This window comes from Burkholderia sp. BCC0397 (genome assembly GCF_902832865.1).
Taxonomy (GTDB): Bacteria; Pseudomonadota; Gammaproteobacteria; order Burkholderiales; family Burkholderiaceae; genus Burkholderia.
Genome location: NZ_CADFDL010000020.1, coordinates 69727 through 94902, shown reverse-complemented (window position 1 = coordinate 94902; position 25176 = coordinate 69727). Strand labels below are relative to the sequence as shown.

General features: G+C 67.3%; 23 protein-coding genes, 1 pseudogene and 1 riboswitch. Of the genes and pseudogenes, 8 read left to right on the top strand and 16 right to left on the bottom strand.

Annotated features, from left to right (window positions below; all coding sequences use genetic code 11):
- Positions 1 to 12: 12 nt before the first annotated feature.
- Positions 13 to 1491: an aminotransferase class V-fold PLP-dependent enzyme gene (locus tag HWX03_RS34950; protein ID WP_175874433.1), complete on the top strand. Its 1479-nt coding sequence runs from the start codon at positions 13 to 15 to the stop codon at positions 1489 to 1491.
- A gap of 92 nt (positions 1492 to 1583) precedes the next feature.
- Here HWX03_RS34950 and HWX03_RS34945 read toward each other — a convergent pair whose 3' ends face one another.
- Positions 1584 to 2375, bottom strand: a complete 792-nt coding sequence (locus HWX03_RS34945; RefSeq protein WP_175874432.1) for a helix-turn-helix transcriptional regulator — start codon at positions 2373 to 2375, stop codon at positions 1584 to 1586.
- 109 nt (positions 2376 to 2484) lie between these two features.
- Here HWX03_RS34945 and HWX03_RS34940 point away from each other — a divergent pair, with 109 nt between their 5' ends.
- Positions 2485 to 3564: a zinc-binding alcohol dehydrogenase family protein gene (locus HWX03_RS34940; protein WP_175874431.1), complete on the top strand. Its 1080-nt coding sequence runs from the start codon at positions 2485 to 2487 to the stop codon at positions 3562 to 3564.
- 95 nt (positions 3565 to 3659) lie between these two features.
- Positions 3660 to 4079 carry a hypothetical protein gene (locus HWX03_RS34935; protein WP_175874430.1) on the top strand — a complete coding sequence of 140 codons (420 nt, stop codon included), beginning with the start codon at positions 3660 to 3662 and terminating at the stop codon, positions 4077 to 4079.
- 142 nt (positions 4080 to 4221) lie between these two features.
- On the opposite strand, the gene HWX03_RS34930 is transcribed toward HWX03_RS34935, so the two are convergent.
- The 4 genes and pseudogenes from HWX03_RS34930 to HWX03_RS37140 form a co-directional block, all read right to left on the bottom strand.
- Positions 4222 to 4614 (bottom strand): 2-oxoglutarate dehydrogenase, encoded by a 393-nt coding sequence (locus HWX03_RS34930; protein ID WP_227789689.1) that lies wholly within the window; start codon positions 4612 to 4614, stop codon positions 4222 to 4224.
- A gap of 82 nt (positions 4615 to 4696) precedes the next feature.
- Positions 4697 to 6544 carry a peptidase S10 gene (locus tag HWX03_RS34925; protein WP_175874429.1) on the bottom strand — a complete coding sequence of 616 codons (1848 nt, stop codon included), beginning with the start codon at positions 6542 to 6544 and terminating at the stop codon, positions 4697 to 4699.
- Positions 6545 to 7242: 698 nt separating this feature from the next.
- Positions 7243 to 9057 carry an ExeM/NucH family extracellular endonuclease gene (locus tag HWX03_RS34920; RefSeq protein ID WP_175874428.1) on the bottom strand — a complete coding sequence of 605 codons (1815 nt, stop codon included), beginning with the start codon at positions 9055 to 9057 and terminating at the stop codon, positions 7243 to 7245.
- Between the two features lie 169 nt (positions 9058 to 9226).
- Positions 9227 to 9349 (bottom strand): annotated as a pseudogene (locus HWX03_RS37140) (copper resistance protein CopD); the annotation flags it as partial.
- A 357-nt stretch (positions 9350 to 9706) separates the two neighbouring features.
- Between HWX03_RS37140 and HWX03_RS34910 the strand changes: the two are divergent.
- Positions 9707 to 10378: a heavy metal response regulator transcription factor gene (locus tag HWX03_RS34910; RefSeq protein ID WP_175818792.1), complete on the top strand. Its 672-nt coding sequence runs from the start codon at positions 9707 to 9709 to the stop codon at positions 10376 to 10378.
- Positions 10375 to 11784, top strand: coding sequence for a heavy metal sensor histidine kinase (locus HWX03_RS34905; RefSeq protein WP_175874426.1), 1410 nt, complete (start codon positions 10375 to 10377; stop codon positions 11782 to 11784). The genes HWX03_RS34910 and HWX03_RS34905 overlap by 4 nt, the downstream gene beginning before the upstream one ends.
- A gap of 17 nt (positions 11785 to 11801) precedes the next feature.
- Here the strand turns inward: HWX03_RS34905 and HWX03_RS34900 are convergent, their stop codons facing one another.
- The 4 genes from HWX03_RS34900 to HWX03_RS34885 all read right to left on the bottom strand — a co-directional run bounded on the left by HWX03_RS34900 (position 11802) and on the right by HWX03_RS34885 (position 14608).
- Positions 11802 to 13016: an MFS transporter gene (locus HWX03_RS34900; RefSeq protein WP_175874425.1), complete on the bottom strand. Its 1215-nt coding sequence runs from the start codon at positions 13014 to 13016 to the stop codon at positions 11802 to 11804.
- A gap of 99 nt (positions 13017 to 13115) precedes the next feature.
- Entirely contained in the window at positions 13116 to 13301 is a 186-nt protein-coding gene (locus tag HWX03_RS34895) for a DUF1289 domain-containing protein (RefSeq protein WP_175874424.1), read from the bottom strand.
- Between the two features lie 2 nt (positions 13302 to 13303).
- Complete coding sequence (gene dmeF / locus HWX03_RS34890) at positions 13304 to 14320, bottom strand: CDF family Co(II)/Ni(II) efflux transporter DmeF (protein ID WP_175874423.1); 1017 nt, start codon at positions 14318 to 14320, stop codon at positions 13304 to 13306.
- A 12-nt stretch (positions 14321 to 14332) separates the two neighbouring features.
- On the bottom strand, positions 14333 to 14608 hold the full coding sequence (locus tag HWX03_RS34885; protein WP_012338822.1) for a metal/formaldehyde-sensitive transcriptional repressor: 276 nt from the start codon (positions 14606 to 14608) through the stop codon (positions 14333 to 14335).
- A 115-nt stretch (positions 14609 to 14723) separates the two neighbouring features.
- Positions 14724 to 14891, top strand: a riboswitch (yybP-ykoY riboswitch).
- A gap of 69 nt (positions 14892 to 14960) precedes the next feature.
- On the opposite strand from HWX03_RS34885, the gene HWX03_RS34880 reads away from it, so the two are divergent.
- Positions 14961 to 15971, top strand: coding sequence for a sodium:calcium antiporter (locus HWX03_RS34880; RefSeq protein WP_175874422.1), 1011 nt, complete (start codon positions 14961 to 14963; stop codon positions 15969 to 15971).
- 92 nt (positions 15972 to 16063) lie between these two features.
- On the opposite strand, the gene HWX03_RS34875 is transcribed toward HWX03_RS34880, so the two are convergent.
- The 6 genes from HWX03_RS34875 to gstA all read right to left on the bottom strand — a co-directional run bounded on the left by HWX03_RS34875 (position 16064) and on the right by gstA (position 23657).
- Positions 16064 to 16432 carry a copper-binding protein gene (locus HWX03_RS34875; RefSeq protein WP_175818787.1) on the bottom strand — a complete coding sequence of 123 codons (369 nt, stop codon included), beginning with the start codon at positions 16430 to 16432 and terminating at the stop codon, positions 16064 to 16066.
- Positions 16429 to 19635: an efflux RND transporter permease subunit gene (locus tag HWX03_RS34870; RefSeq protein ID WP_175874421.1), complete on the bottom strand. Its 3207-nt coding sequence runs from the start codon at positions 19633 to 19635 to the stop codon at positions 16429 to 16431. Before HWX03_RS34870 ends, HWX03_RS34875 begins: the two co-directional genes overlap by 4 nt.
- Positions 19632 to 21155 (bottom strand): efflux RND transporter periplasmic adaptor subunit, encoded by a 1524-nt coding sequence (locus HWX03_RS34865; RefSeq protein ID WP_175874420.1) that lies wholly within the window; start codon positions 21153 to 21155, stop codon positions 19632 to 19634. The genes HWX03_RS34870 and HWX03_RS34865 overlap by 4 nt, the downstream gene beginning before the upstream one ends.
- An 11-nt stretch (positions 21156 to 21166) precedes the next feature.
- Positions 21167 to 22459 (bottom strand): TolC family protein, encoded by a 1293-nt coding sequence (locus HWX03_RS34860; protein WP_175874419.1) that lies wholly within the window; start codon positions 22457 to 22459, stop codon positions 21167 to 21169.
- 91 nt (positions 22460 to 22550) lie between these two features.
- The gene (locus HWX03_RS34855) at positions 22551 to 22937 is read right to left on the bottom strand and encodes a hypothetical protein (RefSeq protein WP_175874418.1); all 387 of its coding nucleotides are present in this window, start codon (positions 22935 to 22937) and stop codon (positions 22551 to 22553) included.
- Between the two features lie 87 nt (positions 22938 to 23024).
- Positions 23025 to 23657 carry a glutathione transferase GstA gene (gene gstA, locus HWX03_RS34850; protein WP_175874417.1) on the bottom strand — a complete coding sequence of 211 codons (633 nt, stop codon included), beginning with the start codon at positions 23655 to 23657 and terminating at the stop codon, positions 23025 to 23027.
- Positions 23658 to 23794: 137 nt separating this feature from the next.
- On the opposite strand from gstA, the gene HWX03_RS34845 reads away from it, so the two are divergent.
- Both HWX03_RS34845 and HWX03_RS34840 read left to right on the top strand, forming a co-directional pair.
- Positions 23795 to 24175, top strand: coding sequence for a helix-turn-helix domain-containing protein (locus tag HWX03_RS34845; RefSeq protein WP_175818781.1), 381 nt, complete (start codon positions 23795 to 23797; stop codon positions 24173 to 24175).
- 22 nt (positions 24176 to 24197) lie between these two features.
- On the top strand, positions 24198 to 24566 hold the full coding sequence (locus tag HWX03_RS34840; RefSeq protein WP_175818780.1) for a hypothetical protein: 369 nt from the start codon (positions 24198 to 24200) through the stop codon (positions 24564 to 24566).
- On the opposite strand, the gene HWX03_RS34835 is transcribed toward HWX03_RS34840, so the two are convergent.
- Entirely contained in the window at positions 24563 to 25117 is a 555-nt protein-coding gene (locus HWX03_RS34835; protein ID WP_244132859.1) for a YbhB/YbcL family Raf kinase inhibitor-like protein, read from the bottom strand. The two genes, HWX03_RS34840 and HWX03_RS34835, sit on opposite strands and share 4 nt — an antisense overlap.
- Positions 25118 to 25176: the final 59 nt, after the last annotated feature.

The following is a 25176-nucleotide window of genomic DNA, read 5'->3' as shown; positions in this document are numbered from 1 at the left end:
CAAGAGACGGACATGAGCGAACCCACCCCGCTGCACTACCTCGACTACGCAGCCACGACCCCTGCCGATCCCCGCGTGATCGAAGCGATGACGGTCTGCCTCGGCTTCGACGGCATCTTCGGCAACCCCGCATCCAGCTCGCACGCCGCCGGCCGGCTCGCGAAAGACAAGGTCGAGCACGCCCGCGCGCAAGTCGCCGCACTGATCGGCGCGGACGCCGACGAGATCGTCTGGACGTCGGGCGCCACCGAATCGAACAACCTCGCGCTGAAGGGCTATGCGGAAAACGCGACCGGCAAGCGCCACCTGATCACGAGCCGCCTCGAGCACAAGGCCGTTCTCGACACGATGGCGAACCTGTCGAAACACGGCATGCGGGTCACTTTCCTGACGCCCGACGCCCACGGCGAAATCACCGCCGACGCGGTGGCGGCCGCGATCGGCCCCGACACCGGCCTCGTGTCGCTGATGCTCGTGAACAACGAGATCGGCACGCTGACCGACATCGGCGCGATCGCCCGCATCGTGCACGCCGCCGGCGCGCTGCTCCACGTCGACGCCGCGCAGGCGCTCGGCAAGACGCCGATCGACGTGCGCGCGCTCGGCATCGACATGATGTCGATGTCCGCCCACAAGGTGTACGGCCCGAAGGGCATCGGCGCCCTGTTCGTCCGCCGCGAGATCGCCAGCCGGATCGCGCCGCAGATTCACGGCGGCGGCCACGAGCGCGGGTTGCGTTCGGGCACGCTCGCCACGCACCAGATCGTCGGCATGGGCGTCGCATGCGAACTCGCCGCTGAAAAACTCGACGGCGAAGCCGTGCGGATCGCGGCACTCGGCGCGCGGCTCACAGACGCGCTGTTCGCGCTCGGCGACGTCACGCAGAACGCGACCGCCGCCCGCCGCATCCCGCACACGCTGAGCCTGACGGTGCATGCGCCGGGCTTCTTCCCGTTCATGCTCGGCGAAGCGCTCGCCGTGTCGTCCACCTCCGCGTGCAATTCGACCAGCGGCGCACCGTCCCACGTGCTGACCGCGATCGGCCTCGATGCGGAAGCGGCCGGGCGCACCGTGCGCATCAGTTTCGGGCGTTTCACGACGGAGCAGGACGTCGACTTCGCGATCGGCTGTTTCGCGCGGGCGATCGAGCAATGTCGAGCGGCCGCGACGACCGGTTTCACCGCGTCGCGGCAGATCACGCCGGCCGACCTGAAGGCGATCCGCAACGCGGGCTTCCGTGCGGTGATCTGCAACCGGCCCGACGGCGAAGGCGCGGATCAGCCGGCGTTCGAGGAGATCGCTGCCGCCGCGCGCGAACTGGGCATGGACGCACGTTACCTGCCGGTCGAACGCGACCGCATCGGCGACGCGGAAGTCGACGCGTTCGGCGCACTGGTCGACACGCTGCCGAAGCCGGTGCTCGCGTATTGCCGCAGCGGCAGCCGCTCCGGCATGCTGTGGAATCGGCTGTCCGCTCGACGCGCGGCCTGAGCCGCCCCCGCCATTACGACTGACCACCTGCGTTCACGCATGAAGCCGATGCTTCGCTGCGTGGCCGCCCGGTGGCGCCGGTCACTGCCGCATCAGGTCTCTTCGTCGCCGTTCACCGGCGTATAGATCGCCAGCTTCAGCGCGGGATCGTCGTTCGCCTGGAACGTCGCGTACTCGTAGCGCTGCGTGCCGCGTTGCGCATGCACGAGCACCTTCTCGCCCGACACGCCGCTGCGCACGTCATGCGCATCCCACCATTGCGCGAACTCGCCGCTGCCGGCGCGCAAGCGCGCGACCAGTGCGACGAATGCCGGATCGCTCGCGTAGAGATCGTGGTTCGTGCGAAACAGCGCGATCATCCGGCGCGCCTCGTCGGCCCAGCTCGCGGCGAACAGCGCACGCGCGTGCGGCGTCTCGAACATGTAGACGAGGATGTTGCGATCGGCTGGCGCCAGCCGGTCGAAGCCGAGCAGATCGGCCGCGGCGGCATTCCACGCGAGGATGTCCCAGCGCCGGCCGGTCACGTAGGCCGGCTGCCGAAGATGCGCGACGAGCCGCGCGATGGTCGGCGGCACGCGTTCCGGCACGAACGCACGTGACCCGTCGCGCCGTGCGAGCGTGCGCAGATGGGCGGCTTCGGCCTTGTCGAGCCGCAACGCGCGCACCAGTGCGTCGAGCGTCGCATCCGACGGGCTGACGTCGCGCCCCTGCTCGAGCCGCACGTACCAGTCGACGCCGATGCCCGCCAGTTCCGCGACTTCCTCGCGCCGCAGGCCAGGCGTGCGCCGGCGCGGGCCGTCGTGCAGGCCGACGGCGTCCGGGCGCAGCTTCTTGCGCCGCGAGCGCAGGAAATCGCCGAACGGGGTTCGCGTGGTGACGGTCATCGGGTTCGCTCCGGGCAGGGTGGTATCGGCCGATCCTGGGCTCGCGCCGGGCCTTGTTGCCGATTCTAAGCCTGCCAGAATCGACGCGTCCTCACCATCGGGAGGCGTCATGAAAGCTGCGATTCTGAAGTCGCTCGGCCAGCCGCTCGCGATCGAAACGATGCCGGACCCCGTGCTCGGCACCGGCGAAGTCGTCGTGGACGTCGTCGCGACGCCGGTTCTGTCCTATGCGCGGGAAGTGTTCAGCGGCGAGCGCCGCTATCCGATCGAGCTGCCGATGGTGCCCGGTTGCGGCGCGATCGGCCGGGTCCAGCAAACCGGCCCCGATGCGACGCAGTTGCAGCCGGGCGACTGGGTGTTCTGCGACCCGACCGTGCGCTCGCGCGACGACGCGCGAATGCCCGACATCGTGCTGCAGGGCTGGAGCGCGCGCGGCGAAGGCGGCAAGCAGTTGCAGCGCTACTTTCACGACGGCCCGTTCGCCGAGCGGCTGCGCGTGCCGACCGAGAACGCGGTGCGCATCGGCGCGATCGCGCCGGCCGACGCCGCGCGCTGGTGTGCGCTCAATACGCTGCTCGTGCCTTACGGCGGGCTGCTTGCGTCCGACCTGCGCGCCGGCGAAATCCTGCTCGTCAGCGGCGCGACCGGTAATTTCGGCAGCGCGTGCATCGCGGTGGCGCTGGCGATGGGCGCGCAGTGCGTGATCGCGCCCGGCCGCAATGCGCGCGTGCTGGCGGATCTCGAACGCCGCTTCGGGGATCGCGTGCGCACGGTCGAGCTGACCGGCGACGAAACCGCGGACCGCATCCGCATGCAGCAGGCGGCGGCGGGGCCGATCGACTGCGTGATCGACCTGATGCCGCCGTCGGTGCCCGCGACGACGGTGCGGGCGGCCGTGATGGCCGTGCGTCCGTACGGGCGCGTGGTGCTGATGGGCGGCGTCGGCATGCTCGGCGGAGCCGGGCTCGAGCTGCCGTATCCGTGGATCATGCGCAACGACATCACGCTGCGCGGCAAATGGATGTACCCGACGGAAGCCGTGACGCTGATGACCGGGCTCGTTCGCGGCGGGCTGCTCGACCTCGGGCAATTCGACGTGACGGTCTTCGCGCTCGACGACGCGAACGATGCGGTCGCGCATGCGGCGGAGCACGGCGGGCCGTTCAGGATGACGGTGATCGCGCCTTAGCCCGCACGCCATCCACACCCAGGCATCGATCAACCCGGCCTTGGCGCCGGCGAAATCCGTCGCAATGGCCGGCGTGTTCCTCACGCGAAACCCGAATGCCCCGCCCGTCGAATTCCCGCACATGGAAACGCGCCGACACCGACGCACCTTCCGCCAACCGACCGTGCACTCGGCGCCGTACCAGCCGGGCCGTCGCGCTGTTGCTTGCCGCGAGCGTCGCCGCGTGCGACGCGACGCCGGTACCGGACCGGCTCTCGGACGCCGACGCGACCTACGCGATGCAGGAGCGGTTCGGCCTCGGCGACGTCATGGTGTTTCTCGGGTCCTGCATCGGCGCCAAAAACCCGACTTACCCGGGCCAGGCTGCCTGCACCGTTGCCATCCGTTCGAATGGCCGCGGGTCGGAAACGCAGGCCGATTTCCACTGGAACGGAAAGAAATGGGTGGCTGAGCCCACCGAGTCACGGGACCTGCTGCCCTATCCCGATCCCCAGCTCGCGGCGTTCCTGAAGTAAGCGCGACGGGCATTGTCCGCACCGCGCGTACGACGGTCGCTACTTCGGGTAGCGGACCCCACGCGATCCAGCGCACGCGCCGCCGACCATTCGGCGGCCCGCGCGATGGAAACCGCGCCGGCCGCCGCCCTGCGTTGCTACGTCACTCGTCCTGCTGTTCCTGCTGCGCCTGCACCTGCCGCTGCCGGATGAACTGCCGCACATCGCTCATCGTCACGCGGCCGGTGTGCTTCGCATCGATCTCGTCGAAGTGCTTCGACACGAAGCCGAGCCCGCTGCTCTGCGCCTGCGCCTTCGTCACGGCCGCGCCGTTGCTCAGCACGGTATTGCCGCCGAGCCTCGCGTCGACGCGCTGCTGCGCCTGCTGCTGCAACGCCGCGCCGGTCGACGGCAACACCGGCGCCGCCCGCGTGGCCGGAAAGAACGGGCCGTCGACACCGCGCCCGCCGTGCGGCAGCTTCACCGGCGCCACCGCCTGCGGCGGCAACGCGTAGGCACTGCTCATCACGGCACCGAGCACGATCAACGGAGACATACGCCGCATCAATTGGATTAGGGACATGATCGCTCGCATTCAATGGATGAAGAGAGGGTTCCTTTGATAAGGAGTCCGTCGCTCACGGGGCTGCCGCCAGCGTCGTCGCGGCCGTCGCGCCCGGGACGCTGCCGGTCGGCACGCTGGGCGGGTTTTCATCCGGCCACGGCGGCGGCAGCATGTGCAGCGTCAGCGCCGTCGGAATCCGCGCGCCCTTGTAGAACGTCTGCAAGTCCCGCTTCATCAGCGGACGGGCGACGTCGTCGAGGTAAGTCATGTGACCGCCCTGGAAGAAGTTCACCTGCAGCTTCGGATTCAGGCCCTTCACCGTCTGCAGCCGCGCGAGTTGCTTCTCGGTGCTGAAGAACGGCGTCGCGAGATCGTGGTAGCCGTTCTCCGCGAGCACGCGAAGCTTCGGGTTGAGCTGCAGCGCACCGAGCAGATCGGGGATCGTGTCCGGCATCGGCTGGCCGTCGTGCGAGAAGTCCCAGACGCCGATGATGTTGTCGTTCAGCGGCAGGTACGTCGCGTTCGGGGCCGTATAGCCGAGGTAGTCCGGCATCTGCGTCGCGAGCGCGTTCGTGAACGGCTGCGAGATCAGGATGTCGGACGGATCGCCGTCGTTCTGCAGCCGCGGGTCCGAGTTCGGCAACGACACGCGACCGTCATACCGGCCGATCGTCGTGCCCGGCAGCAGGCTCGTGCCGAACGGATTCGCGTTGAAGTAGCCGCGCAGCGCCTGCTGCGTGAGGCTCGACGGAATCGACCACAGCCTGAGCGTCGCATCGCTCGGGAACACCGGCGTGCCGAGCGCATCCGGAATGCCGAGTTGGCTCAACACCCACGATTGCGAATACTTCTGCAACTGGCTGTAGATCAGCGTCGTGAACAGTTCCGTCTGCAGTGCGTACAGATCCTGGTTCACCGGCGCCGGCGAGACCTGGTTGAAGTACGCCGCGACCGCCGCGTAGCCGGGCAGATAGCCGGCCACCGTATCGGTATCGAGCAGCAGCCCTTCGGTCGACTGCGTGATCGCCACCGCTTCCACCGCGTCCGCGAAGTAGTTCAGGATCGCCGACTGCAGCACGATGCCCGTCAGGTGCACGCCGGCCGATTCGAGCGCGAGCGCGAGCATGTCGGTACGCGGCGTGCCGTACGATTCGCCGTACAGATAGATCGGCGACGTGCCGCGGCTGTTGACGTTCAGGTAGCGCTGGATGAAGTCGCGCATGATGTTCACGTCCACGTCGGAACCCCAGTACTTCTGGTTGGTGTTCGGCAACACGGCTTCCGACAGCCCGGTGCCGGGCGGGTCGATGAACACGAGGTCGGTGGTGTCGATCAGGCTCTCCGCATTGTCGACGAGCGGATAGTTCGGCCAGTTGTTGCCGAACAGCGGATCGGGCGTGGCCACGCGGGTCGGCGCGAACGAGCCGAGCCGCAGCCAGATCGACGACGAGCCGGGCCCGCCGTTATAGACGAACGTGACCGGGCGCGGCTTGCCGTTCGTGCTGGGCGCGGTGTACGCGACATACGACATCGACGCTTCCGCATTGCCGTTCGCGTCCTGCGCGGTCAGGTGGCCGGTGGTCGTCGTGTAGTCGATCGTCTTGCCGCCGCCTTTCCACTGGTAATGCATGACGGCCGCTTTCTCGGACACCTGCGACGGCGCAAGGCCGTCGGTCGCGTTCATCGAATACGCGACCGGGTCGACGTATGGCTGGTTGGCCGCCGGCGTCTGGGTGCCGGCAGCCTGCGCGCTGGCCTGCTGGCTCGCGGTGGCCTGCGCGAGGCTCGACGCGCCGACGGACGACGAATCGTCGCCGCCGCATGCCGCGAGCGCCAGTGTCATGGCGGTCATTGCGCCTAGCCCGGCCAGCCGGCCACGATGAACACGGCGGCTGCCGGTACTGCTCCTGTCTGGTTTCATCTCTGCCCTTTGATTTCGGATACCGCTTCACAAAGGCCGCCGACGCCCGCGACACGCGCAGGCTGACCCGCCACTCGCGTTGCACGATCGGCAGTCGGCGGTTGGGGATGGGACTTCCAAGAGACTGAACTTGATACAGACACAGCAAACTGCTGGCGAGAATGATGCCCGGACGCGCCCCCTGCAGTTTGGACAACTTTTGTATGACTGAAACTTAGGCCATGACAAAAATAGGCGGTGCTGCGCCGCGTTGTCAAAGATCATTCGGATATTAAAAATCCCGCAATGATGCGAAGGGCGGACAGTGTCTGGAATTTGAAAGAAAAAAGGATTATTCGTGCAAGGTGGGCTTTGTCGGCAATGTCGCGTCGAATATTTTACTTTTCATGTACAACGCAGAAACCTTTCCCGCATTGGCGAAACGCATCGCAAGCCTTCATATCGACAGGATTTTTCTTTCATTTTTATTATCGTCGATCGATTAATGCAATACAGCGACATGCGCACATCACTCGATGACTCGATTCACCTCAATCATTCTTCAATTGCAGCATTGATGTGCACTGCATCATCCATAAAATGCCGGCTCGATTAATTATTCACGGCATTATTTACCCGGCATTCAAGCGGCTTTCCGGGACGGGCGCGACGTCCGGCGTTGCCGCACATCGCGCCCGTCGCAAAAACTCAAACCACGATTACTTCCCGCCGCCCGGCAGCGCGATATCGATCAGCACCGGATCGTGATCCGACGAACGATACGCATCCGCCGCGTAGAACGTCTTCTGCTGCTCGGCCGACTTGTACGCAAGCGTGTACTGCAGCGCGAGCGGCTCGTCCGCGTTGATGTGCCATTCATGCACGGCCTTCACATGCGACGCGAGCGGCAGCGTCGCGAGCGCGTGGTCGAGATAGCCGGCTTCGCCGTTGTACACGTAGCTGTACGCGTTCGCGCCGATCCAGCGCGCGACGAGGTTGCGGTAGCCGCGCGATTCGAGCGTGCGGATCGGGTCTTCGTACGTGTAGCTGTTGAAGTCGCCGATCAGCAGCACGCCCTGGCTCTTGACGCCCGTCGGGTTGCCGGCCAGCCAGTCGGCCACCTTCGCCGCCGCGCGCGTGCGCGTCGGGTTCCAGCAGCCTTGACCATCGCCCTGGTCGAGATCGTCGTTCGCGGCGTCCGGGCAGTTCTTCGACTTCAGGTGGTTCACGGCCACCGTCAGCGCCTGCTTGTTGCCGCCGACCAGCCGGAACGACTGCGCGAGCGGCTGGCGGTTCTTGTCGTCGATCGCGAGCGTCGCCGCGCGGCCGACCGGTTCGACCTTGCGGCTGTCGTAGATCAGCGCGACCGCGATCGCGTCGCCGCCGAGCCGCGACGTGCCCGGATCGACCACGCGCCACTGGTTGCCGAGCTTCGCCGCGAGCTGGCGCACCGCGCTCAGTTCGCCGTAGCCGTTGTTCTGGATTTCCATCAGGCCGATCACGTCGGCGTCGATGGCCTTCAGCGCGCTGACGATCTTCGCTTCCTGGCGCTGGAATTCCTGGAAGGTCTTCGCGCCGCGGTTGTTCGGATCGTCGAAGCCGCCGCCGAGACCGTTGCCGTTGAAATAGTTGAGCACGTTGAACGACGCGACGCGCAGGTTCGATTTCGGATCGCGCGCCGGAGCGTTGGTGCGCGGGTTCTCACGCGCGTCGAACGCCGGCACGGCCGCGCCGGGCAGCGGCTGCACGCGCCATGCGCCGTAACGCACTTCGAGCACGCCTTCGACGTCGCGCACGGTGTAGCCCGCACGCAGCGTGTTCGCGGCCGACAGGCCCGACGCCGGATACGGCACGGTCGCGGGATTCTGCTTGTTCGAGCCGTCGTCGAGGATCAGGCGGTTGCGCGCGTTCGCGTCGATCTGCGTCTGCGCCTGCGCGGGCGGCACGACGCTCGTCGGCGTACGCAGACGGCCGTTGCTGAGCATCACGCTGCCGTAGCGGCCGAGCTCGTAGTTGTCGGTGACGCTCAGCGTCTGCGGCAGGCGCACGAGCATCCCTTCGTACGCGGCGAACGCGTTCGGGCTGTCGACCGGCAGCGTGAGCGTCGCGGGCGTGACCGTCTGGCCGTTCGCGCACACCGCGATCGCGCCCGACAGCGTGAGCTGCGTCTGCCCGTATTTCTCCTCGACCTTGCCCGTCACGTGCACGAGATCGCCGGCCTTCGCACGCGCCTTCGGCGCATAGACGAACAGGCCTTCGGACACGCCCGGCTGGTTGCGGCGCTGCGCGTCGGCCTGCTGGACGAAGAAGCCGCCGAAGCCGTCCGTGCCGCCGAAATCGGCGGTGACGACGGCTTCGATCGACGCGTTCTGGCCGGCGAGCGGCGACGGCGCGCCCGGCCCCTGGATCTCGGCGATCGGCGTCGTGCTGCCGCCGCAGTTCGGGCTGACGGGCGCGGCGGTCGCGGCAAAGACCGGCGCGGCGAGCGTCGGGAGCAGCAATAGCGGGGCAAACAGGCGGATTGTCGAGCGCATGGCGGGGAATCCCGGTCGTGAGGGTGGCGAAAGCTTAGCGGCGCTCAATGACAGTTTTTGGTAATCGGCAGACAGGCCGATGTAATTGTCGTCATCACGCCGCAATTGCCATGCGTCGTACGGCCAAGCCGCGCAAATGCGGCGACGCTTCCGACGAAAACCCGCCGCGCTAGACCGTCCCCGGCAGCGCGCTCGACACGAGCACGGCCGCCACCATCAGCACGCCGCCGAGCACGACCGACTCGACGCGCAGCACCGTGCCGAACCGCTTCAACGCGCCGGCCGGCATCGCATGCGGTGCCTTCTCCTCATGCGGCACGGCGGCGCCCGCGCACTGCATCGACACAGCCGCGAACGACTGCATCGGCAGGCTCAGCGCCAGCAACACGACGACGAGGAAGGTGCGCCAGTACGACATGGATGCGAAATCAGGCAGACAGCGACCGTTGGGCCGGCGCGGCGCACGACGGCGCGCTCCGGGGACAAGACGGCCGCAGCTTATCGCCGCCGCGGTGACGACGACATGGCCGAAACATGGCCGGGTTCTCATGACAATTCCGTCATCCGCCGATCATCCTTCGCGCACGCGCGACACCGTAAGCTCTGGCGTTACACTGACCGGCTGGAATCACGGACAGCCTGCCTCACCATGCGGATACTGATAGTCGAAGACGAACCCAAGATGGCGTCATACCTCCGCAAGGGGTTGATGGAGGCGAGCTACACGGTCGACGTCGCGGAAAACGGCCAGGACGGGCTGTTCCTCGCGCTGCACGAGGATTTCGACCTGGTCGTGCTCGACGTGATGCTGCCGGAGCTGGACGGCTTCGAGGTGCTCAGGCGGCTGCGCGCGCAGAAGCAGACGCCCGTGCTGCTGCTCACGGCCCGCGACGCGATCGAGGACAAGGTTGCCGGGCTCGAACTCGGCGCCGACGATTACCTGCTCAAGCCGTTCGCGTATGCCGAATTCCTGGCGCGCATCCGCTCGCTGCTGCGGCGCGCGCCGCGCAACGTGCGCGACATCCTGCACGTCGCCGATCTCGAAATCGACCTGCTCAAGCGCCGCGTGCGGCGTGCCGACGCCCGCATCGACCTGACCGCGCAGGAATTCGCGCTGCTGCAGCTGCTCGCGGAACGCGAAGGCGAGGTGCTGACGCGCACCTTCATCACGTCACAGATCTGGGACATGAATTTCGACAGCGACACGAACGTCGTCGATGCGGCGATCAAGCGCCTGCGCGCAAAGATCGACAACGCGTACGAGACGAAGCTGATCCATACGATCCGCGGCATGGGCTACGTGCTCGAGGATCGTTCGTGATCGCAAGCCCCGCTTCGTATTCGCTGCTGCGGCGCCTGACGCTCGCGTTCGCCGCCGTCGCCGCGCTCGTGTTCGCGCTGACCGGCGCGTATCTCTACCGCTCGCTGTCCGCCGAACTGACGCGGCGCGACGACATCGAGATTTCCGGCAAGCTCAACCAGTTCCTGCAGCTCGCACGCGCCAGCGGCTCGACGGCCGCGCTGCGCGCCGATCCGGCCGTGTTCCATGACGTGCTGCTGTCGCATCCGGGCGTCTATCTCGGCATCTACGACGCACAACACCGCCCGCTCGTCGAGCATTCCGACGAAGCCGGCAACACGCTCGCGTCGGTGATCGCAACATCGCATCCGGCAGGCCGCGCCAGCGGCCCGTTCACGTGCGCGCCGCCCGGCATCGGCCCGTCGCGCTGCGTGTATGCGCGCGAAACGCTGCCGTCCGGCGAAGCGATCCAGGTCGCGCTCGCGCGCACGGCAACCGATCGGCAATCGCTGCTCGAAAGCTATCGCGTCGACATCTGGCTCGCGGCGGCCGTCGGTGCGCTGCTGGTCGGCGCGCTCGGCTACGCGGTCGCGTCGCGTGGCCTGCGCCCGGTCGAAAGCCTCGGCCGGCAAACGTCGCGTATCGAGGCGCACAACCTGAACGCGCGCCTCGACGCGCGCGGCGGCCCGGTCGAGTTGCACGAGCTCGCCACGTCGGTGAACCGGATGCTCGACCGGCTCGAGCGCGCGTTCGTGCGGCTGTCGCAGTTCTCATCCGATCTCGCGCACGACATGCGCACGCCGCTCGCGAACGTGATCAGCTCGTCGCAGGTCACGCTGTCGCGCGCCCGCACGTCCGACGAATACGAAGCGCTGATCGAATCGAACATCGAGGAATGCGAGCGGCTGCAGCGGATGATCGAGAACATGCTGTTTCTCGCGCGCACCGACAACGCGCGGCAGCACCTGAAGACCGCCGAACTCGACGCGGGCAACGAATTGCGCCGGCTCGCGTCGTATTTCCAGGCGCTGGCCGACGAAGCCGGCGTGCGTATCGACGTGCGTGGCGAAGCGCCGGTCGTCGCGGACGCGACGCTGTTCCGGCGCGCGGTGAGCAACCTCGCGTCGAATGCGCTCGAACACGCGGAAGCCGCGTCGACGATCGAGCTGGCCGTGTCAACCCAGGGCGGTTACGCGGTCGTCGAAGTCACGAATCGCGGCGTCGCGATTCCGCCCGAACAGGTCGACCGGATCTTCGAGCGCTTCTACCGGATTGATTCGTCACGGCACGGCGCGGCGCGCAACGCGGGGCTCGGGCTCGCGATCGTGAAGTCGATCATGGAGCTGCATCGCGGCAAGGTGGAGGTCGCGAGTTGCGACGGGCGCACGACGTTCGCGCTCTACTTTCCGCGCGGCACGGGCAGATAGGCCATGCGCCGCCGCATTCAGCGCTGGCGATCCTGCACGGCGCTAAACGACCTGCGAACGCAAACGAGCAGCAGGATGGTCGCCGCGCTGAATACGGCCCCCGCGTAGAACGTCGCGGCAGCGCCCGCCCGGTCCCACAGGACGCCCGCGACGACGCTCGATACGAGCGTCACGATGCCGCTGATCAGGTTGAACACGCCGAACGCCGTCCCTCTCAATTCGGCCGGCGCGGCCTGCGCGACCATCGTCGCGAGCAGCCCTTGCGTCATCCCCATATGGAGCCCCCACAGCGCGACGCCGACGAGCACGGTCGGCCAGTGCGCGGCGTGTGCCAACACGATATCGGCGGCGATCAGCAGGACGAGCCCGACCACCATCAGTTTCGTGTGGCTCGTCGTATCGGCGAGCTTGCCGAACGGGTAAGCCGACAATGCATACACGACGTTCATCGCAACCATCACGAGCGGCACGAGCGCGACGGGCACGCCGCTGCCCATCGCGCGCAGCACCAGAAACGCCTCGCTGAAACGCGCCAGCGCGAACACGCCGCCGACGGCCACGACCCACCAGTAGCGGGCGCCGAGTTGTGCGACGACTTCGCGGCGAATCGGGTTCACGCGCTTCTCGCCCGGCGCATGCGCCGGTTCGTCGATGCCGAACGCGAGCAGCGCCACGGCGAGCACGCCGGGAATCACGGCCAGCCAGAACGCGAGGCGGAAATCGTCGCGCCACACCAGCATGATGACGACGGCCAGCAGCGGCCCGAGGAACGCGCCCACCGTGTCGAGCGACTGGCGCAACCCGTACGCAGCGCCGCGCAGGTGAACGGGCGTGACGTCGGCGACGAGCGCATCGCGCGGCGCGCCGCGAATCCCCTTGCCGACCCGGTCGACGATCCGCGCGGTCACCACGACGCCGATCGTCGGCGCGATCGCGAACAGCGGCTTGCTGAGCGCGCCGAGCGCGTAGCCGGTCACCGCCAGCCATTTGCGATTGCGCAGGTAGTCGCTCAGCGTGCCGGAGAACACCTTGACGACCGGCGACGTCGCCTCGGCGATCCCTTCGATCAGGCCGATCGTCGTCGCGCTCGCGCCAAGACCCGCCATCAGGAACATCGGCAACAGGCTGTGGATGATTTCGGACGACACGTCCATCAGCAGGCTGACACAGCCGAGCACCCACACGCTGCGCGGAATCTGGCGAAGAATGCCGGTCGATGAGTCGGTCTGCATGGGTCGCTCCCCGGTTCAGGAATCCTGAAGCTGAATGCCTGTGATGCTACCGCACGCCCGTGACCCTGATCGCACGCCGCAGGAACGCGTGCGCCCTTGCTATTCCGCCATGTCGCGCCGCAGCTTCGCCTGCCGGCGCGTACGGTCGTTCAGTATCTGGTGCCGGCGATGGTCGGTCAGCTTCTTCCAGTCGCGTGCCTCGTCGCGCGTGCGCAGGCAGCCGACACAAAAGCCCGTGCGGCCGTCGAACGCGCAGAGATCGATACACGGCGATTTCACGGCCACGATCAGGCCGCCTTCGCAGGTGTCAGCACTTCGACGGTCACGTGAGACACGCCGTCGAAGCCCGCGACCAGCGCATGATAGAAACTCGCATCGCGCGCGGTGTCGCCCGATTCGACCGACACGATCGCGCTCATGTGCCCGGGGCCCACGCGCCACACATGGAGATCGTTGACCGTGTCGCCGAGCGCCTCGATCGCGCGGCGCACGTTGTCCGTCAGCTTGCGATCGACGTTGACGTCGAGCAAGACACCGCCCGTATCGCGTATCAGCCCGTACGCCCAGTTGGCGATCACCAGCGCGCCGACGATGCCCGCGAGCGGGTCCATCCAGACCCATCCGAACGCGCGCGCGAGCAGCAGGCCGACGATCGCCAGCACCGACACGGCCGCGTCGGCGATCACGTGAACGTAGGCCGACCGGATGTTGTGGTCGCGATGCGCGGCCGAGTGCGAACCGTGACCATGATGCGCGTGGTGCGCGTCGTCGTGGTCTTCGTCTTCGTGATGATGATCGTGCCCATGCGCATGATGATGGCCGTGCCCATGCCCGTGATGGTGATCGCCGCTCAGCAGCCACACGCTGGCGAGGTTCACGGCGAGCCCCAGCACGGCGATCGGAATCGCTTCGTCGAAGTGAATCGGCACCGGCGCCAGCAGGCGCGCGATCGCCTCATAGCCGATCAGCAACGCAATCATCGCCAGCACGATCGCGCTCGTGAAGCCGGCCAGGTCGCCGAGCTTGCCGGTGCCGAACACGAAGCGCGGATCGTCGGCGTAGCGGCGCGCATAGGTATAGGCCAGCGCGGCGATCAGCATCGCGCCCGCGTGCGTCGACATGTGCAGGCCGTCGGCGACCAGCGCGAGCGAGCCGAACAGCGTGCCGCCGACGATCTCGGCGATCATCATCGCCGTGCACAGGCCGATGACCATCCACGTCTTCCGCTCGTTGCGCGCGTGGGCGGCGCCCAGAAACGCGTGACTGTGCACGCCGCCGGCCGACGTGCCGTTGAATTCGTTCATGTTCCGATCCGTTTACTTGAAATAGCTGTGCACGACATCGATCAGCTGCTCGGTCGCGCTGCCTTCGTGGGCGTCGGGCGTGTCCGCATCGACGAGATGCGACCGGATGTGGTCTTCCAGCACGACGGCCAGCAGGCCATTCATCGCGCCGCGGCAGCTCGTGATCAGTTGCAGCACGTCGTTACAGCCGCGCTCGTCTTCCAGTGCCCGCTCGATCGCTTCGACCTGTCCCTTGATACGGCGCACGCGGTTCAGCAGCTTCTGTTTTTCGCGAACGGTATGACTCATCGATGGCTCCTGTATAGGGTAGGGGAGTATATCTTCGGAAGGCTACCCCTATAGGGTGGAGGGGTATATTTTTCGAGACGAAGGCTTGTCGAAAGAAAACCGCTCGGCTAGACTGCTTTCCGTCTTTGGGGAGTAGCCTGCTTTCCGTCCCCGGAAAGCGAACGCGTCAACACACTCGGCTTGCGGCCGTGGCGCGTTCGGCCTGATCGGCTTGGCGAGACCATCGGCACATCGCGTCGTTCCTGGTCGGACGGCGGCGGATGTGCCATGGTTCGTCAGCGTCCGACCACGGAGTCCCCATGTTCCTCCCCGCTCTCGTTCTCCACGCCACCGCTGCCTGCGGAGGTGCCGCATGACCTTCATGTTCGTCGAACTGGCGTTCATGCTGATCGTCATCCTCGTCGCGGCCGAACTCTTCACCAATGCGCTCGAACATCTCGGCGAACGCCTGAAGATTTCCGAAGGCGTGACCGGCTCGCTATTCGCGGCCGTCGGCACCGCGCTGCCCGAAACGATGGTGCCGCTGCTCGCGCTGGCCGGCGGCACGTCGAACCAGGCCGTGAACGAGGAGATCGGCGTCGGCGCGATTCTCGGCGCGCCGCTGATGCTCGCGACGCTCACCACGTTCCTGATGACGCTCGCCGTGATCCGCTCGCGCGGGCTGCGCGGCACGATCGCGCCCGAACGCACGGGCTTCGTGCGCGACATGAACACCTTCCTCGCCGCATTCTCGCTGGCGACCGTCGCGATGTTCGTCCCGCATCACAACTGGGCCGTGCGCGCGCTGCTCGCCGCGATGCTGGTCGGCCTCTACGTGATGTACGTCGTGATGACGTTCCGCGCGTCGACCCAGCTCGTCGATGCCGGGCACGGCACCGAGGCGCCGCACGCGATGTTCCTGTCGCGCGTCGGCCTGCCGACCAACCTGGCGACGATCGTGCTGCAACTGCTGATCGGCGTCGCGCTGCTGGTCGGCGGCGCGAAGGGCTTCATTCACGGCGTGGAAGGCGTATCGCACGTACTCGGCGTGTCGGCGCTGCTGCTGTCGCTGATCATCGTGCCGATCGCGACGGAACTGCCCGAGAAGGTCAACAGCGTGCTGTGGATCCGTCGTGGAAAGGACACGCTCGCGTTCGGCAACATCACCGGCGCGATGGTGTTCCAGGGTACGTTGCTGCCGGCGATCGGCATCATGCTGACGCCGTGGGAGCCGCGCCCCGAAGTGCTGACCGGCGTGATCATCACGCTCGCGGCGGCGGCGTGGCTGCGCGTCAATGCGCGCACGCGCGGGCTCGCGCTCTGGGCGTTGCTCGCGAACGGCGCGGGTTATGCGGGGTATCTGGTGTTGACGCTGACGCGATAAATGCCGGTCGGGCGCGCCGACCGGCGGACACGTCGGTGCGGCGCGTTTCATCGCGCCGGATGCGGGCGACGGCAACGCCCGCATCCGGACGATCAGGAACCCTTGACGAGCCTGACGATCGTCAACGTGCCATCGACCTTCTCGATCCGCACCTTGACCTTGTCGCCCGCATGCGCTTGCGCGAGCATCGCCGCGTCCTTCGCCTTGAACGCCATCGTCATCGGCGGCATCCCGACGTTCTCCAGCGCGCCGTGCTTCAACGTGATCCTGCCGCTCGCGGCATCGACCTTCTTCACCTCGGCGTCGGTCAGCGCGGCGTTCGATTCCGCCGCGCCGTCCGACGACATCTTCATGCCGGACATGTCCATGCCCGACATGTCGCCGGCGGCAACGGCCGGGACGGCGAAAGCGCCGCACGCGAGAACGGCGGCGGCAGTGGCGATCAGTTGATTCATCTTCATCGTGATTCTCCGGTGGGAATGGATGGCACGTTCGTGCCGGAAGGAACTGCATCGGAATGCCGCGTGCGGCCCGCGCTTCGCGCGCGACGGCGCTGAAGCAGAAGCCACGCGGCGGGAATGACGAACATCGACAGCAGCGGCGCCGTGACCATGCCGCCGACCATCGGCGCGGCGATGCGCTGCATGACTTCGGAACCGGCGCCGTGGCCGATCATGATCGGCACGAGCCCGGCGAGCACGACGGCGACCGTCATCGCCTTCGGGCGCACACGCAGCACCGCGCCTTCGCGAATGGCGTCGAGCAGCAACGCATCGGTCAGCGGTTCGCCGGCATCGAGCCGGCGCTGCAGCGCGCCCTTCAGGTACAGCAGCATCACGACGCCGAATTCGGCGGCCACGCCCGCCAGTGCGATGAAGCCGACCGACGTCGCGACGGACACCGCATGGCCGAGCGCCCACACGAGCCAGAACCCGCCGACCAGCGCGAACGGCACCGTCGACATCAGCAGCAGCGCGTCGGCCGCCGAATCGAACGTGACGAACAGCAGCACGAAGATCACGACGAGCGTGACGGGCACGACGGTGCGCAGCGTCGCCGCCGCGCGTTCGAGATACTCGAATTGCCCCGACCACGCGATCGAATAACCGGGCGGCAACGCGACCTGCCGTGCGACGGCCTGCTGCATCGCACGGACGGCCGTGCTCAGGTCGGCACCGCGGAGATCGACGTACACGTAGCCGGACAGCCGTGCGTTTTCGCTGCGGATCATCGGCGGCCCGTCGGCGATCGCGACATGTGCGACGTCGCCGAGGCGGATCTGCGCGCCGCGCGCGGTGACGATCGGCAGTTGCCGCAGGTTCTCGAGCGAATCGCGAATCTCGCGCGGATAGCGGATGTTGATCGGGAAGCGCTCGCGCCCCGCGATCACTTCGCCGATGTCCTCGCCGCCGATCGCCGACGACACGACCGCCTGGATATCGGCCACCGACAGCCCGTAACGCGCGGCGGCGAGCCGATCGATGTCGACGTCGATGTAGCGGCCGCCGTTCAGCCGCTCCGCGAGCGCGGACGTCACGCCCGGCACGCGCTTCACGGCTGCCTCGACCTGCGTCGCGATCGCGTCGATCCCCGCCAGGTCCGGCCCTGAAATCTTCACGCCGACCGGCGTCTTGATCCCGGTGGACAGCATGTCGAGCCGGTTGCGGATCGGCGGCACCCACACGTTCGACAGCCCCGGCACCTTCACCGTCCGGTCGAGTTCGTCGACGAGCTTCTCCGGCGTCATGCCGGGCCGCCACGCGCTGCGCGGCTTGAAGCGGATCGTCGTCTCGAACATCTCGAGCGGCGCCGGGTCGGTCGCCGTATCGGCGCGGCCCGACTTGCCGAACACCGTGTCGACTTCGGGCACGGTCTTGATCAGCCGGTCGGTCTGCTGCAGCAGCTCGCTCGCCTTGTCGGCCGAGATGCCCGGCAGCGCGGTCGGCATGTACAGCAAATCGCCTTCGTCGAGCGGCGGCATGAATTCGCCACCGAGCCGCGACAACGGCACGGCCGTCAGCACGAGCGCGACGACCGCGACGCCGATCGCGGCCCACGGGCGCCGCAGCGTCGCTTCGAGCAGCGGCCGGTACAGGCGGATCAGCACGCGGTTGATCGGGTTCGCGTGCTCGTGCGGAATGCGGCCGCGCACCAGATAGCCCATCAGTACCGGCACCAGCGTCACCGACAGCCCGGCGGCGGCCGCGATCGTATAGGTCTTCGTGAACGCCAGCGGCGCGAACAGCTTGCCCTCCTGCCCTTCCAGCGAAAACACCGGAACGAACGACAGCGTGATGATCAGCAGCGAGAAGAACAGCGCGGGCCCGACTTCCACTGCCGACGCCGCGACGAGTTCCCAGCGGCGCGCGGCCGTGATCGGCTCGCCGGGATGCGCGCGGTCGTACGCTTCCAGATGCTTGTGCGCGTTCTCGATCATCACGATCGCGGCGTCGATCATTGCGCCGATCGCGATCGCGATCCCGCCGAGCGACATCAGGTTGGCGTTCACGCCCTGGTAGCGCATCACGATGAACGCGGCCAATACCCCGAGCGGCAGCGACAGGATCGCGACCAGCGCGCTGCGCAGATGGAACAGGAACACCGCGCAGACGATCCCGACGATGACGAATTCCTCGATCAGCTTGTCCGTCAGGTTGTCGACCGCGCGCGCGATCAGTTGCGAACGGTCGTAGGTCGTGACGATTTCGACGCCGGCCGGCAGCGAACGCTTCAGGTCGGCGAGCTTCGCCTTCACCGCGTCGATCGTCGTCAGCGCGTTCTTGCCCGAGCGCATCACGACGACGCCGCCCGTCACCTCGCCCTGCCCGTTCAGTTCCGCGATGCCGCGCCGCATCGCCGGGCCGACCTGGATGCGTGCGACGTCGCCGAGCAGGACCGGCGTGCCGGTGTCGTCGGTGCGCAGCACGACGTGCCGGAAATCGTCGAGCGTGCGCAGGTAGCCTGACGATCGCACCATGTACTCCGACTCGGCCAGCTCGACGACCGAGCCGCCGGATGCCTGGTTGGCCTTGGCGAGCGCATCCGCGACCGCCGCCTGCGTGATGCCGTATGCGCGCAGCTTGTCCGGATCCAGCACGACCTGGTACTGGCGCACCATGCCGCCGATGCTCGCCACTTCCGATACGTCCGGCACGGCCTTCAGCTCGAACTTCAGGAACCAGTCGTTGAGCGCGCGCAGTTGCCCGAGATCGTGACGGCCGGTGCGATCGACGAGCGCGTACTCGTATACCCAGCCGACGCCGGTCGCATCCGGGCCGAGCGACACGGTCGCGCCCGCCGGCAGGCGGCTCTGCACCTGGCTCAGGTATTCGAGCACGCGCGAGCGCGCCCAGTACGGATCGGTGTGGTCGTCGAACAGCACATAGACGAACGCGTCGCCGAACGACGAGTACGCACGCACGGTTTTCGCGCCCGGCACGCCGAGCAGCGTCGTCGTCAGCGGATAGGTCACCTGGTCCTCGACGACCTGCGGCGCCTTGCCCGGATACGACGCCTTCACGATCACCTGCGTGTCCGACAGGTCGGGCAATGCGTCGAGCGGCGTCTGTCGCAGCGAATGCACGCCCCATGCCGCCAGCAGCACGGTGGCCAGCAGCACCAGAAACCGGTGATGGACGGACCAGTGAATGATGCGCGCGATCATCGCTCACCTCCCTGCGACTCGACCTTCGTCAGCCGGTAACCGTCGTCGGTCTGCGTGAACGCGAAGCGCACGGTCTGGCCCGGCTTCACGTCCGGAAACGCGTGCGCCGACGGCTTGCCGAACGCCATCGTCATCGCGCCCCAGCCGAGCGCCGGCACCGGCTGATGCGAGAACGTGATGTCGTCGGCCGTGACCTTCTCCACCTTGCCGGTGGTTTCGTAGACCGGCGCGGTTGCCGTCGTGGACGATGCGGCCGCGCTTGCCCCTGCCGCCCGCTCCAGCCGCGGCAACACGCTTTTCAGGCTGGCCTCCGAATCGATCAGGAACTGCCCCGACGTGACGACCGTGTCGCCTTCGTTCAACCCGTCGAGCACTTCCGTGTCGCCGCCGACGTCGTTGCCGACCGTCACCGAGACCGGCTGGAGCCGGCCGTCGCCGTGCTTCGCGATGACGATCGTGCGCTGGCCGGTCGCGATCACGGCCTCGGACGGCACGAGCAGGCGCGACACCGTCTCCTTCGCGGCAACGCGTACGCGCATCAGCATGCCGGGCGTGAGCTTCAGCGACGCGTTGTCGATCTCCACGCGCGCCTGCAGCGTGCGGCTGCCCGTGCTGATGCCGGGCAGCACTTCGCGGATGCGTCCGCTGAAATGCCGGGCCGGATCGCCCGCGAACGTCGCGTCGACCGACATGCCCGGCTGCACGCTCAAAGCGAGCGCTTCCGGCACCTCGACGATCAGCCACAGCGTCGCCAGCCCGGCGATCTTCGCGAGCGTCTGGCCGGGCGAAACCATCGCGCCGTCGCGCACGTTCAGCTCGCTGACGACGCCGGCCTCCGGTGCGCTCAACACGACGTGCGTCTGCGCGCGGTCGGTGCGGTCGAGGTTCGCGATCACGCCGTCCGGAATCGACAGCGCCCGCATCCGTGCGCGCGCCGCATCGAGCAGGCTGCCGTCCATCCCGCCGCGCTTCAGCGCGAGATATTCCTCCTGCGGCGCGAGCCAGTCGGGCACGAACAGCGAGGCGACCGGCGCGCCCTTCGCGATGCGCTGCATCGGCGCGCGTGCATACAGATGGTCGATGTAGCCCGTGACGCGTGACTGCACGACCTCCGCGCGCGCTTCGTCGAACTGCGTGGTGCCCACCGCGTCAAAACCGGTCGCCGTTTGCTGCCGGCGCACGGTCGCATAGCGGATGCCGAGGTTCTGCTGCAGGCCCGGATCGATCCGGATGCCCGCCGCGGCGCCGCCTTCGTCCGCATAGACCGGCTGCAACTGCATGTCCATGAACGGCGATTTGCCCGGCTTGTCGAAGTGCTGGTTCGGCACCATCGGGTCGTGCCAGTACAGCACCTTGCGTGCGGCCTGCGGCGCCGGCATGTCCGGCGGCGCAGCGGCGGGCATGCCGGCCGTCGCCGCGCCGCCCGTCGCATGGCGGACGCCCGCGAAATAGCCGGCGCCGACGAGCGTCGCGCCGGCGAACGCGATCAGCGCCGCCCGCGTCAGTGATTGTCTTGTCATGAGCGTCTCCGTCACTGCGCGGCGGCCATAGCCGACGGCACGACCTGATATTCGAGCTGCGCCCAGGTCTGCGATACCTCGCGCCTGAGATCGAGCACCTGCAACTGCGCCTCGAGTTGCGCACGCCGCGCGGCGAACGTGTCGGCGAGCGACCCCGTGCCGGCCCGGTACGCGGCCGTCGCGAGCTGCACGCGCTGGTCGGCGGCCGGCAACAGCGCAGCGCCGAGGTTCGCGAGGCGTTCGCGGCCGCTCGCCAGCGTGTCGGATTGCGTGCGGATGTCGGCCTGTACCTGGCGCAGCGTGTCCTCGTACATCAGGCGCGCCTTCGTCGCGAGCGCAGCCTTTTCGGCGACGTCGCGGTTCTGGCGATTCTTGCGATTGAGCGGCAGCGGGATCGAGACGCCGACCGACACCATGTTCGAATACGCGCCGCCGCGCTGCTGGTACGCGATTTCCCACGTCCAGTTGGGGCTGCGCTCGCTGTTCGCGACCGCGGCGTCGGCTTCGGCCACCGCGATATCGTCCGCGGCGGCGACGAGTGCCGGCTGCGACAGGCGCAGCTCGTCCGGCGGCAACGACGATACGAAGGATTCGGGCGCGGGCGGCGTACCCGTCACGTCGGTCACGGGCGCCGCCGTCCAGCGGCCCAACGCGATGAGCGCGGTGCGATACGCCTGCTGCGCCTTGAGCATCTGGTCCTGCGTCTGCGCGAGCATCGCGCGAGCCTGCACGACGTCGCCCGCGCTCGCTTTTGCGCCTCGATACGACGCCTGCATCGCGTCGAGTTCATGGTTCATGTGACCGAGCAGCGCCTGCTGAAGCGCGAGCGCCTGTTTTGCATAGACGGCATCGAGCCACGCCGTCGCGGTCTGCCGGCGCACGGCCGCCAGCTGCACGAGATAGCCGGCGCGCTCGCGGCCAACCTGCTCGTCGGCCAGCGCGGTACGCAGCCGCCGCTTGTCGCCGGACACCCATTCCTGCTCGATGCCGATGCGGCGCATCGTCATGAAGTCCTGGCCGACGGTGAAGCGCTGCCCGCCGTTGACCGGCAGGTTGTCGATGCCGGCCTTGAGCATCGGGTCCGGCAACTGCCCGGCCCTGACGGCCGCTTCGGAACGCGCAAGCACGGAAGCCTGCGCGGCCTGCATCGACGCGGAACGATCGGTGGCGGACTGCAGCGCGGCGTCCAGCGTAAGCGGCGACTGCTGCGCGTGAACGGCGCCCGCCACCAGCAGCGCGGCCCACGGTACGGGCGTGCGCCGACATGCACGCGGCATGCGCAGCGTGCGGAAAGCGAATGACATGGTGTAACCCCAAATCGGAACCCAAAGGGATTCCACGTCCTGCGCACAGGACGAACCTCACCGCATGCGCGGCGAACCGGTCAAATCGGGATCAGCTGATGCGTGGAGGGCGCCACAACCCGTTCGGGTCGCGGACCGGGACGGACTGCGTGTAGTGGAAGACGATCGTGCTGGCGAATGCAGCGGGACGGCTGACGTCGGCGCGGCCGGCCGGGTGGTAGAGACTGCCGAACTGGCATTGGGCCGTCACCTTGCAGGCCATGCCCTTGGCTTTGGCCTTCGCGTGATCGGCGGATGACGGCTGCATCGAATCGCAGCCGCTCATGTCGGCGGACATGGCCATGTTCATGCCCGTGTCCGCCTCCATCGACATCGTGTGCTGCATCGGACATTCACCGGTCAGGCCGCTGGCTGCCAGCCCGCTGATGGGCAGCACCGCGCACAGCAGCAGCAGGATGAAGGTCCGAAGCCATTTCATGGCGGCGATTATAGCGCGGCCCGTTGCGGCATGACGCTGCGTCGCTACGGCGAAACGACGCGCGTTCCCTGCCGCGGCCGCCGCGCGTCATCGCAGCAGGTTGTCCGCCGCCAGCACCTGCTGCACCGCCGGCCGCTCGCGCACCCGCTCGTACCACGCACGCAGATGCGCGTGCCGGCTCAGGTCGATATCCGCGTTGTACACCGAGCGCATCCAGTCGGCCTTGCCCCAGCCGGTCAGCGCGAACAGGTACGCATCGGCGACCGTGAACGTGTCGCCGGTGACGAACGTCCTGCCGTCGAGCTGGCGGTCGATCCACGCGAAACCGCTGTCGAGCTTCTGCCGAACGGGCTCCACGTACTTCCCCGCCTGCACCGCATACAGCAGCGGGATGAAGCCCTTGTGGATCTCGGTGCCGAGAAAGTTGAGCCATTCCATCAGCCGGTAGCGCGCGAGCGTGCCGTAAGCGGGCGCAAGCGCGGCGTCCGGGCGCTGGTCCGCGAGATACTGCGCGATCACCGGCCCTTCGCGCAGCATCGTGCCGTCGTCGAGTTCGAGCAGCGGCACGTAGCCGAGTTCGGTCACGTCGTAGTAGTTGCGGCCGTCTTCGACGACATGCTTGCGCGCGTCGACCTTGACGATCTCGGCGTCGAACCCGCCTTCGCGCAGCACGATGCAGATCGCCTGCGAACAGCTGCCGGGAGCGTGATAGAGCTTCATGCGTTTCCTTCGTGGGTTGTCCATGTATCGATTCGCCGCGACGCGGGCGCTAATATCTCGCATCGGCGCAGCGCCGGGAAGACGGCAGTCGTTTGTGCCGTAGTCACAAAAAATTTACCGACCAGGATTCGGCCACGATGAAAACGAGTGCGACAGGATGTTCCGTTGAAGAAGCGATGCGCGTGCTCGGCGGCCGCTGGCGGCTGCTGCTGGTGTCGTATCTGCTCGACGGGCCGCGCCGCTTCAGCGACCTGCGGCGCGACATGCCGGGCATCTCGCAGCGCATGCTGACGCTCGACCTGCGCGCGCTGGAAGACGCGGGGCTCGTGCGGCGCACCGTCTATCCGGAAGTGCCGGTGCGCGTCGAGTACGATCTCACCGCGGACGGCGACCGGCTGCGGCCGGTGGTCGACGTCATGCGCGAATTCGGGCTGTGGCTGAAGGCGCGCGACGCGCAGGCCGACGCGATGCCCGACACCGCGGCTGCGATCGAAACGACGATGCACGCTCACAAATAACCGTTCAGCAGGAACTACGTTCATGGAACTTCACGCTACCGTCGGCGCGGCCACGTCCGACCTCGACGACGACGAAAGCTTCGCCAACATCTACTGTCACGATGCGGAGCAGGACTATTGCTTCGCGCTGTCGCGCTTTCCGGACGACACGCTGATCGAAGTGATGGTGCGCGACCAGCTCAACCTGCGCGTCAAGGATCTGTCGGTGCGGCTGACCGACGATACGATCGACGTCGAGATCGAGCCGGGCATCGCCGCGCGTCTCGACGGCCAGACGCGTTACGTGATCCATCTCGCGCCCGGTCAGTACGATCCGGTCGCGCTGCGCGCCGCGTTGAAGGAAATCTTCGTCGGCAAGAGCGGCTATCGCGACGACAGCACGCACGGCTAGCGGCTCATTCGAACGGTCATCGTCGCTTTCGCAAGCTGCTGATCGTGCGCAGCAAAGCCGACGACCGCCGGCGTCGCGTCCCGATCGACCGGCAACTTCGCGACCTTGAGCGCCGTCAGCGTAATGACGTAGCGATGCGTTGCGCCTTGCGGTGGACACGGACCAAGATAGCCGGCATGCCCGGTGTCGTTCTTCATCTCGACGGCACCCGCCGGCAATCGGGACACGTCATTGCCGGAACGCAACGCAATGCGATGAACGGACACCGGTATGTCGGCGATGACCCAATGCCAGAATCCCGACCCGGTCGGTGCGTCGGCATCGAACATCGTCAGCAGGTAGCTTTGCGTCCCCTCGGGCTCACCGCGCCATTGGATGGATGGCGAAATGTTGTTGCCGCGACACCCGAAACTATCGGATACCTGTGCATCACCGAATGTGCGACCGGCCAGTTCCGCGCTATCGATCGAGAAATCCGCGGCGCGCGCCGGGCCGACGACGCTCAGCACGGCACAGAGGGTGAAACCGGCTTCGAATATTTTCATTTTCATTGAGCATCTCATCAGTGAGCAGAATCGGAACGGGCATTCTTGCGTTCATGCGGATCCGC

Bases quoted from the DNA above. Each gene is read 5' to 3' on its own strand.
- HWX03_RS34950 (WP_175874433.1), top strand. From the start codon at position 13: ATGAGCGAACCCACCCCGCTGCACTACCTCGACTACGCAGCCACGACC.
- HWX03_RS34945 (WP_175874432.1), bottom strand. From the start codon at position 2,375: ATGACCGTCACCACGCGAACCCCGTTCGGCGATTTCCTGCGCTCGCGG.
- HWX03_RS34940 (WP_175874431.1), top strand. From the start codon at position 2,485: ATGAAAGCTGCGATTCTGAAGTCGCTCGGCCAGCCGCTCGCGATCGAA.
- HWX03_RS34935 (WP_175874430.1), top strand. From the start codon at position 3,660: ATGCCCCGCCCGTCGAATTCCCGCACATGGAAACGCGCCGACACCGAC.
- HWX03_RS34930 (WP_227789689.1), bottom strand. From the start codon at position 4,614: ATGTCTCCGTTGATCGTGCTCGGTGCCGTGATGAGCAGTGCCTACGCG.
- HWX03_RS34925 (WP_175874429.1), bottom strand. From the start codon at position 6,544: ATGAAACCAGACAGGAGCAGTACCGGCAGCCGCCGTGTTCATCGTGGC.
- HWX03_RS34920 (WP_175874428.1), bottom strand. From the start codon at position 9,057: ATGCGCTCGACAATCCGCCTGTTTGCCCCGCTATTGCTGCTCCCGACG.
- HWX03_RS34910 (WP_175818792.1), top strand. From the start codon at position 9,707: ATGCGGATACTGATAGTCGAAGACGAACCCAAGATGGCGTCATACCTC.
- HWX03_RS34900 (WP_175874425.1), bottom strand. From the start codon at position 13,016: ATGCAGACCGACTCATCGACCGGCATTCTTCGCCAGATTCCGCGCAGC.
- dmeF (WP_175874423.1), bottom strand. From the start codon at position 14,320: ATGAACGAATTCAACGGCACGTCGGCCGGCGGCGTGCACAGTCACGCG.
- HWX03_RS34885 (WP_012338822.1), bottom strand. From the start codon at position 14,608: ATGAGTCATACCGTTCGCGAAAAACAGAAGCTGCTGAACCGCGTGCGC.
- HWX03_RS34880 (WP_175874422.1), top strand. From the start codon at position 14,961: ATGACCTTCATGTTCGTCGAACTGGCGTTCATGCTGATCGTCATCCTC.
- HWX03_RS34875 (WP_175818787.1), bottom strand. From the start codon at position 16,432: ATGAAGATGAATCAACTGATCGCCACTGCCGCCGCCGTTCTCGCGTGC.
- HWX03_RS34870 (WP_175874421.1), bottom strand. From the start codon at position 19,635: ATGATCGCGCGCATCATTCACTGGTCCGTCCATCACCGGTTTCTGGTG.
- HWX03_RS34865 (WP_175874420.1), bottom strand. From the start codon at position 21,155: ATGACAAGACAATCACTGACGCGGGCGGCGCTGATCGCGTTCGCCGGC.
- HWX03_RS34860 (WP_175874419.1), bottom strand. From the start codon at position 22,459: ATGTCATTCGCTTTCCGCACGCTGCGCATGCCGCGTGCATGTCGGCGC.
- HWX03_RS34855 (WP_175874418.1), bottom strand. From the start codon at position 22,937: ATGAAATGGCTTCGGACCTTCATCCTGCTGCTGCTGTGCGCGGTGCTG.
- gstA (WP_175874417.1), bottom strand. From the start codon at position 23,657: ATGAAGCTCTATCACGCTCCCGGCAGCTGTTCGCAGGCGATCTGCATC.
- HWX03_RS34845 (WP_175818781.1), top strand. From the start codon at position 23,795: ATGAAAACGAGTGCGACAGGATGTTCCGTTGAAGAAGCGATGCGCGTG.
- HWX03_RS34840 (WP_175818780.1), top strand. From the start codon at position 24,198: ATGGAACTTCACGCTACCGTCGGCGCGGCCACGTCCGACCTCGACGAC.
- HWX03_RS34835 (WP_244132859.1), bottom strand. From the start codon at position 25,117: ATGAAAATGAAAATATTCGAAGCCGGTTTCACCCTCTGTGCCGTGCTG.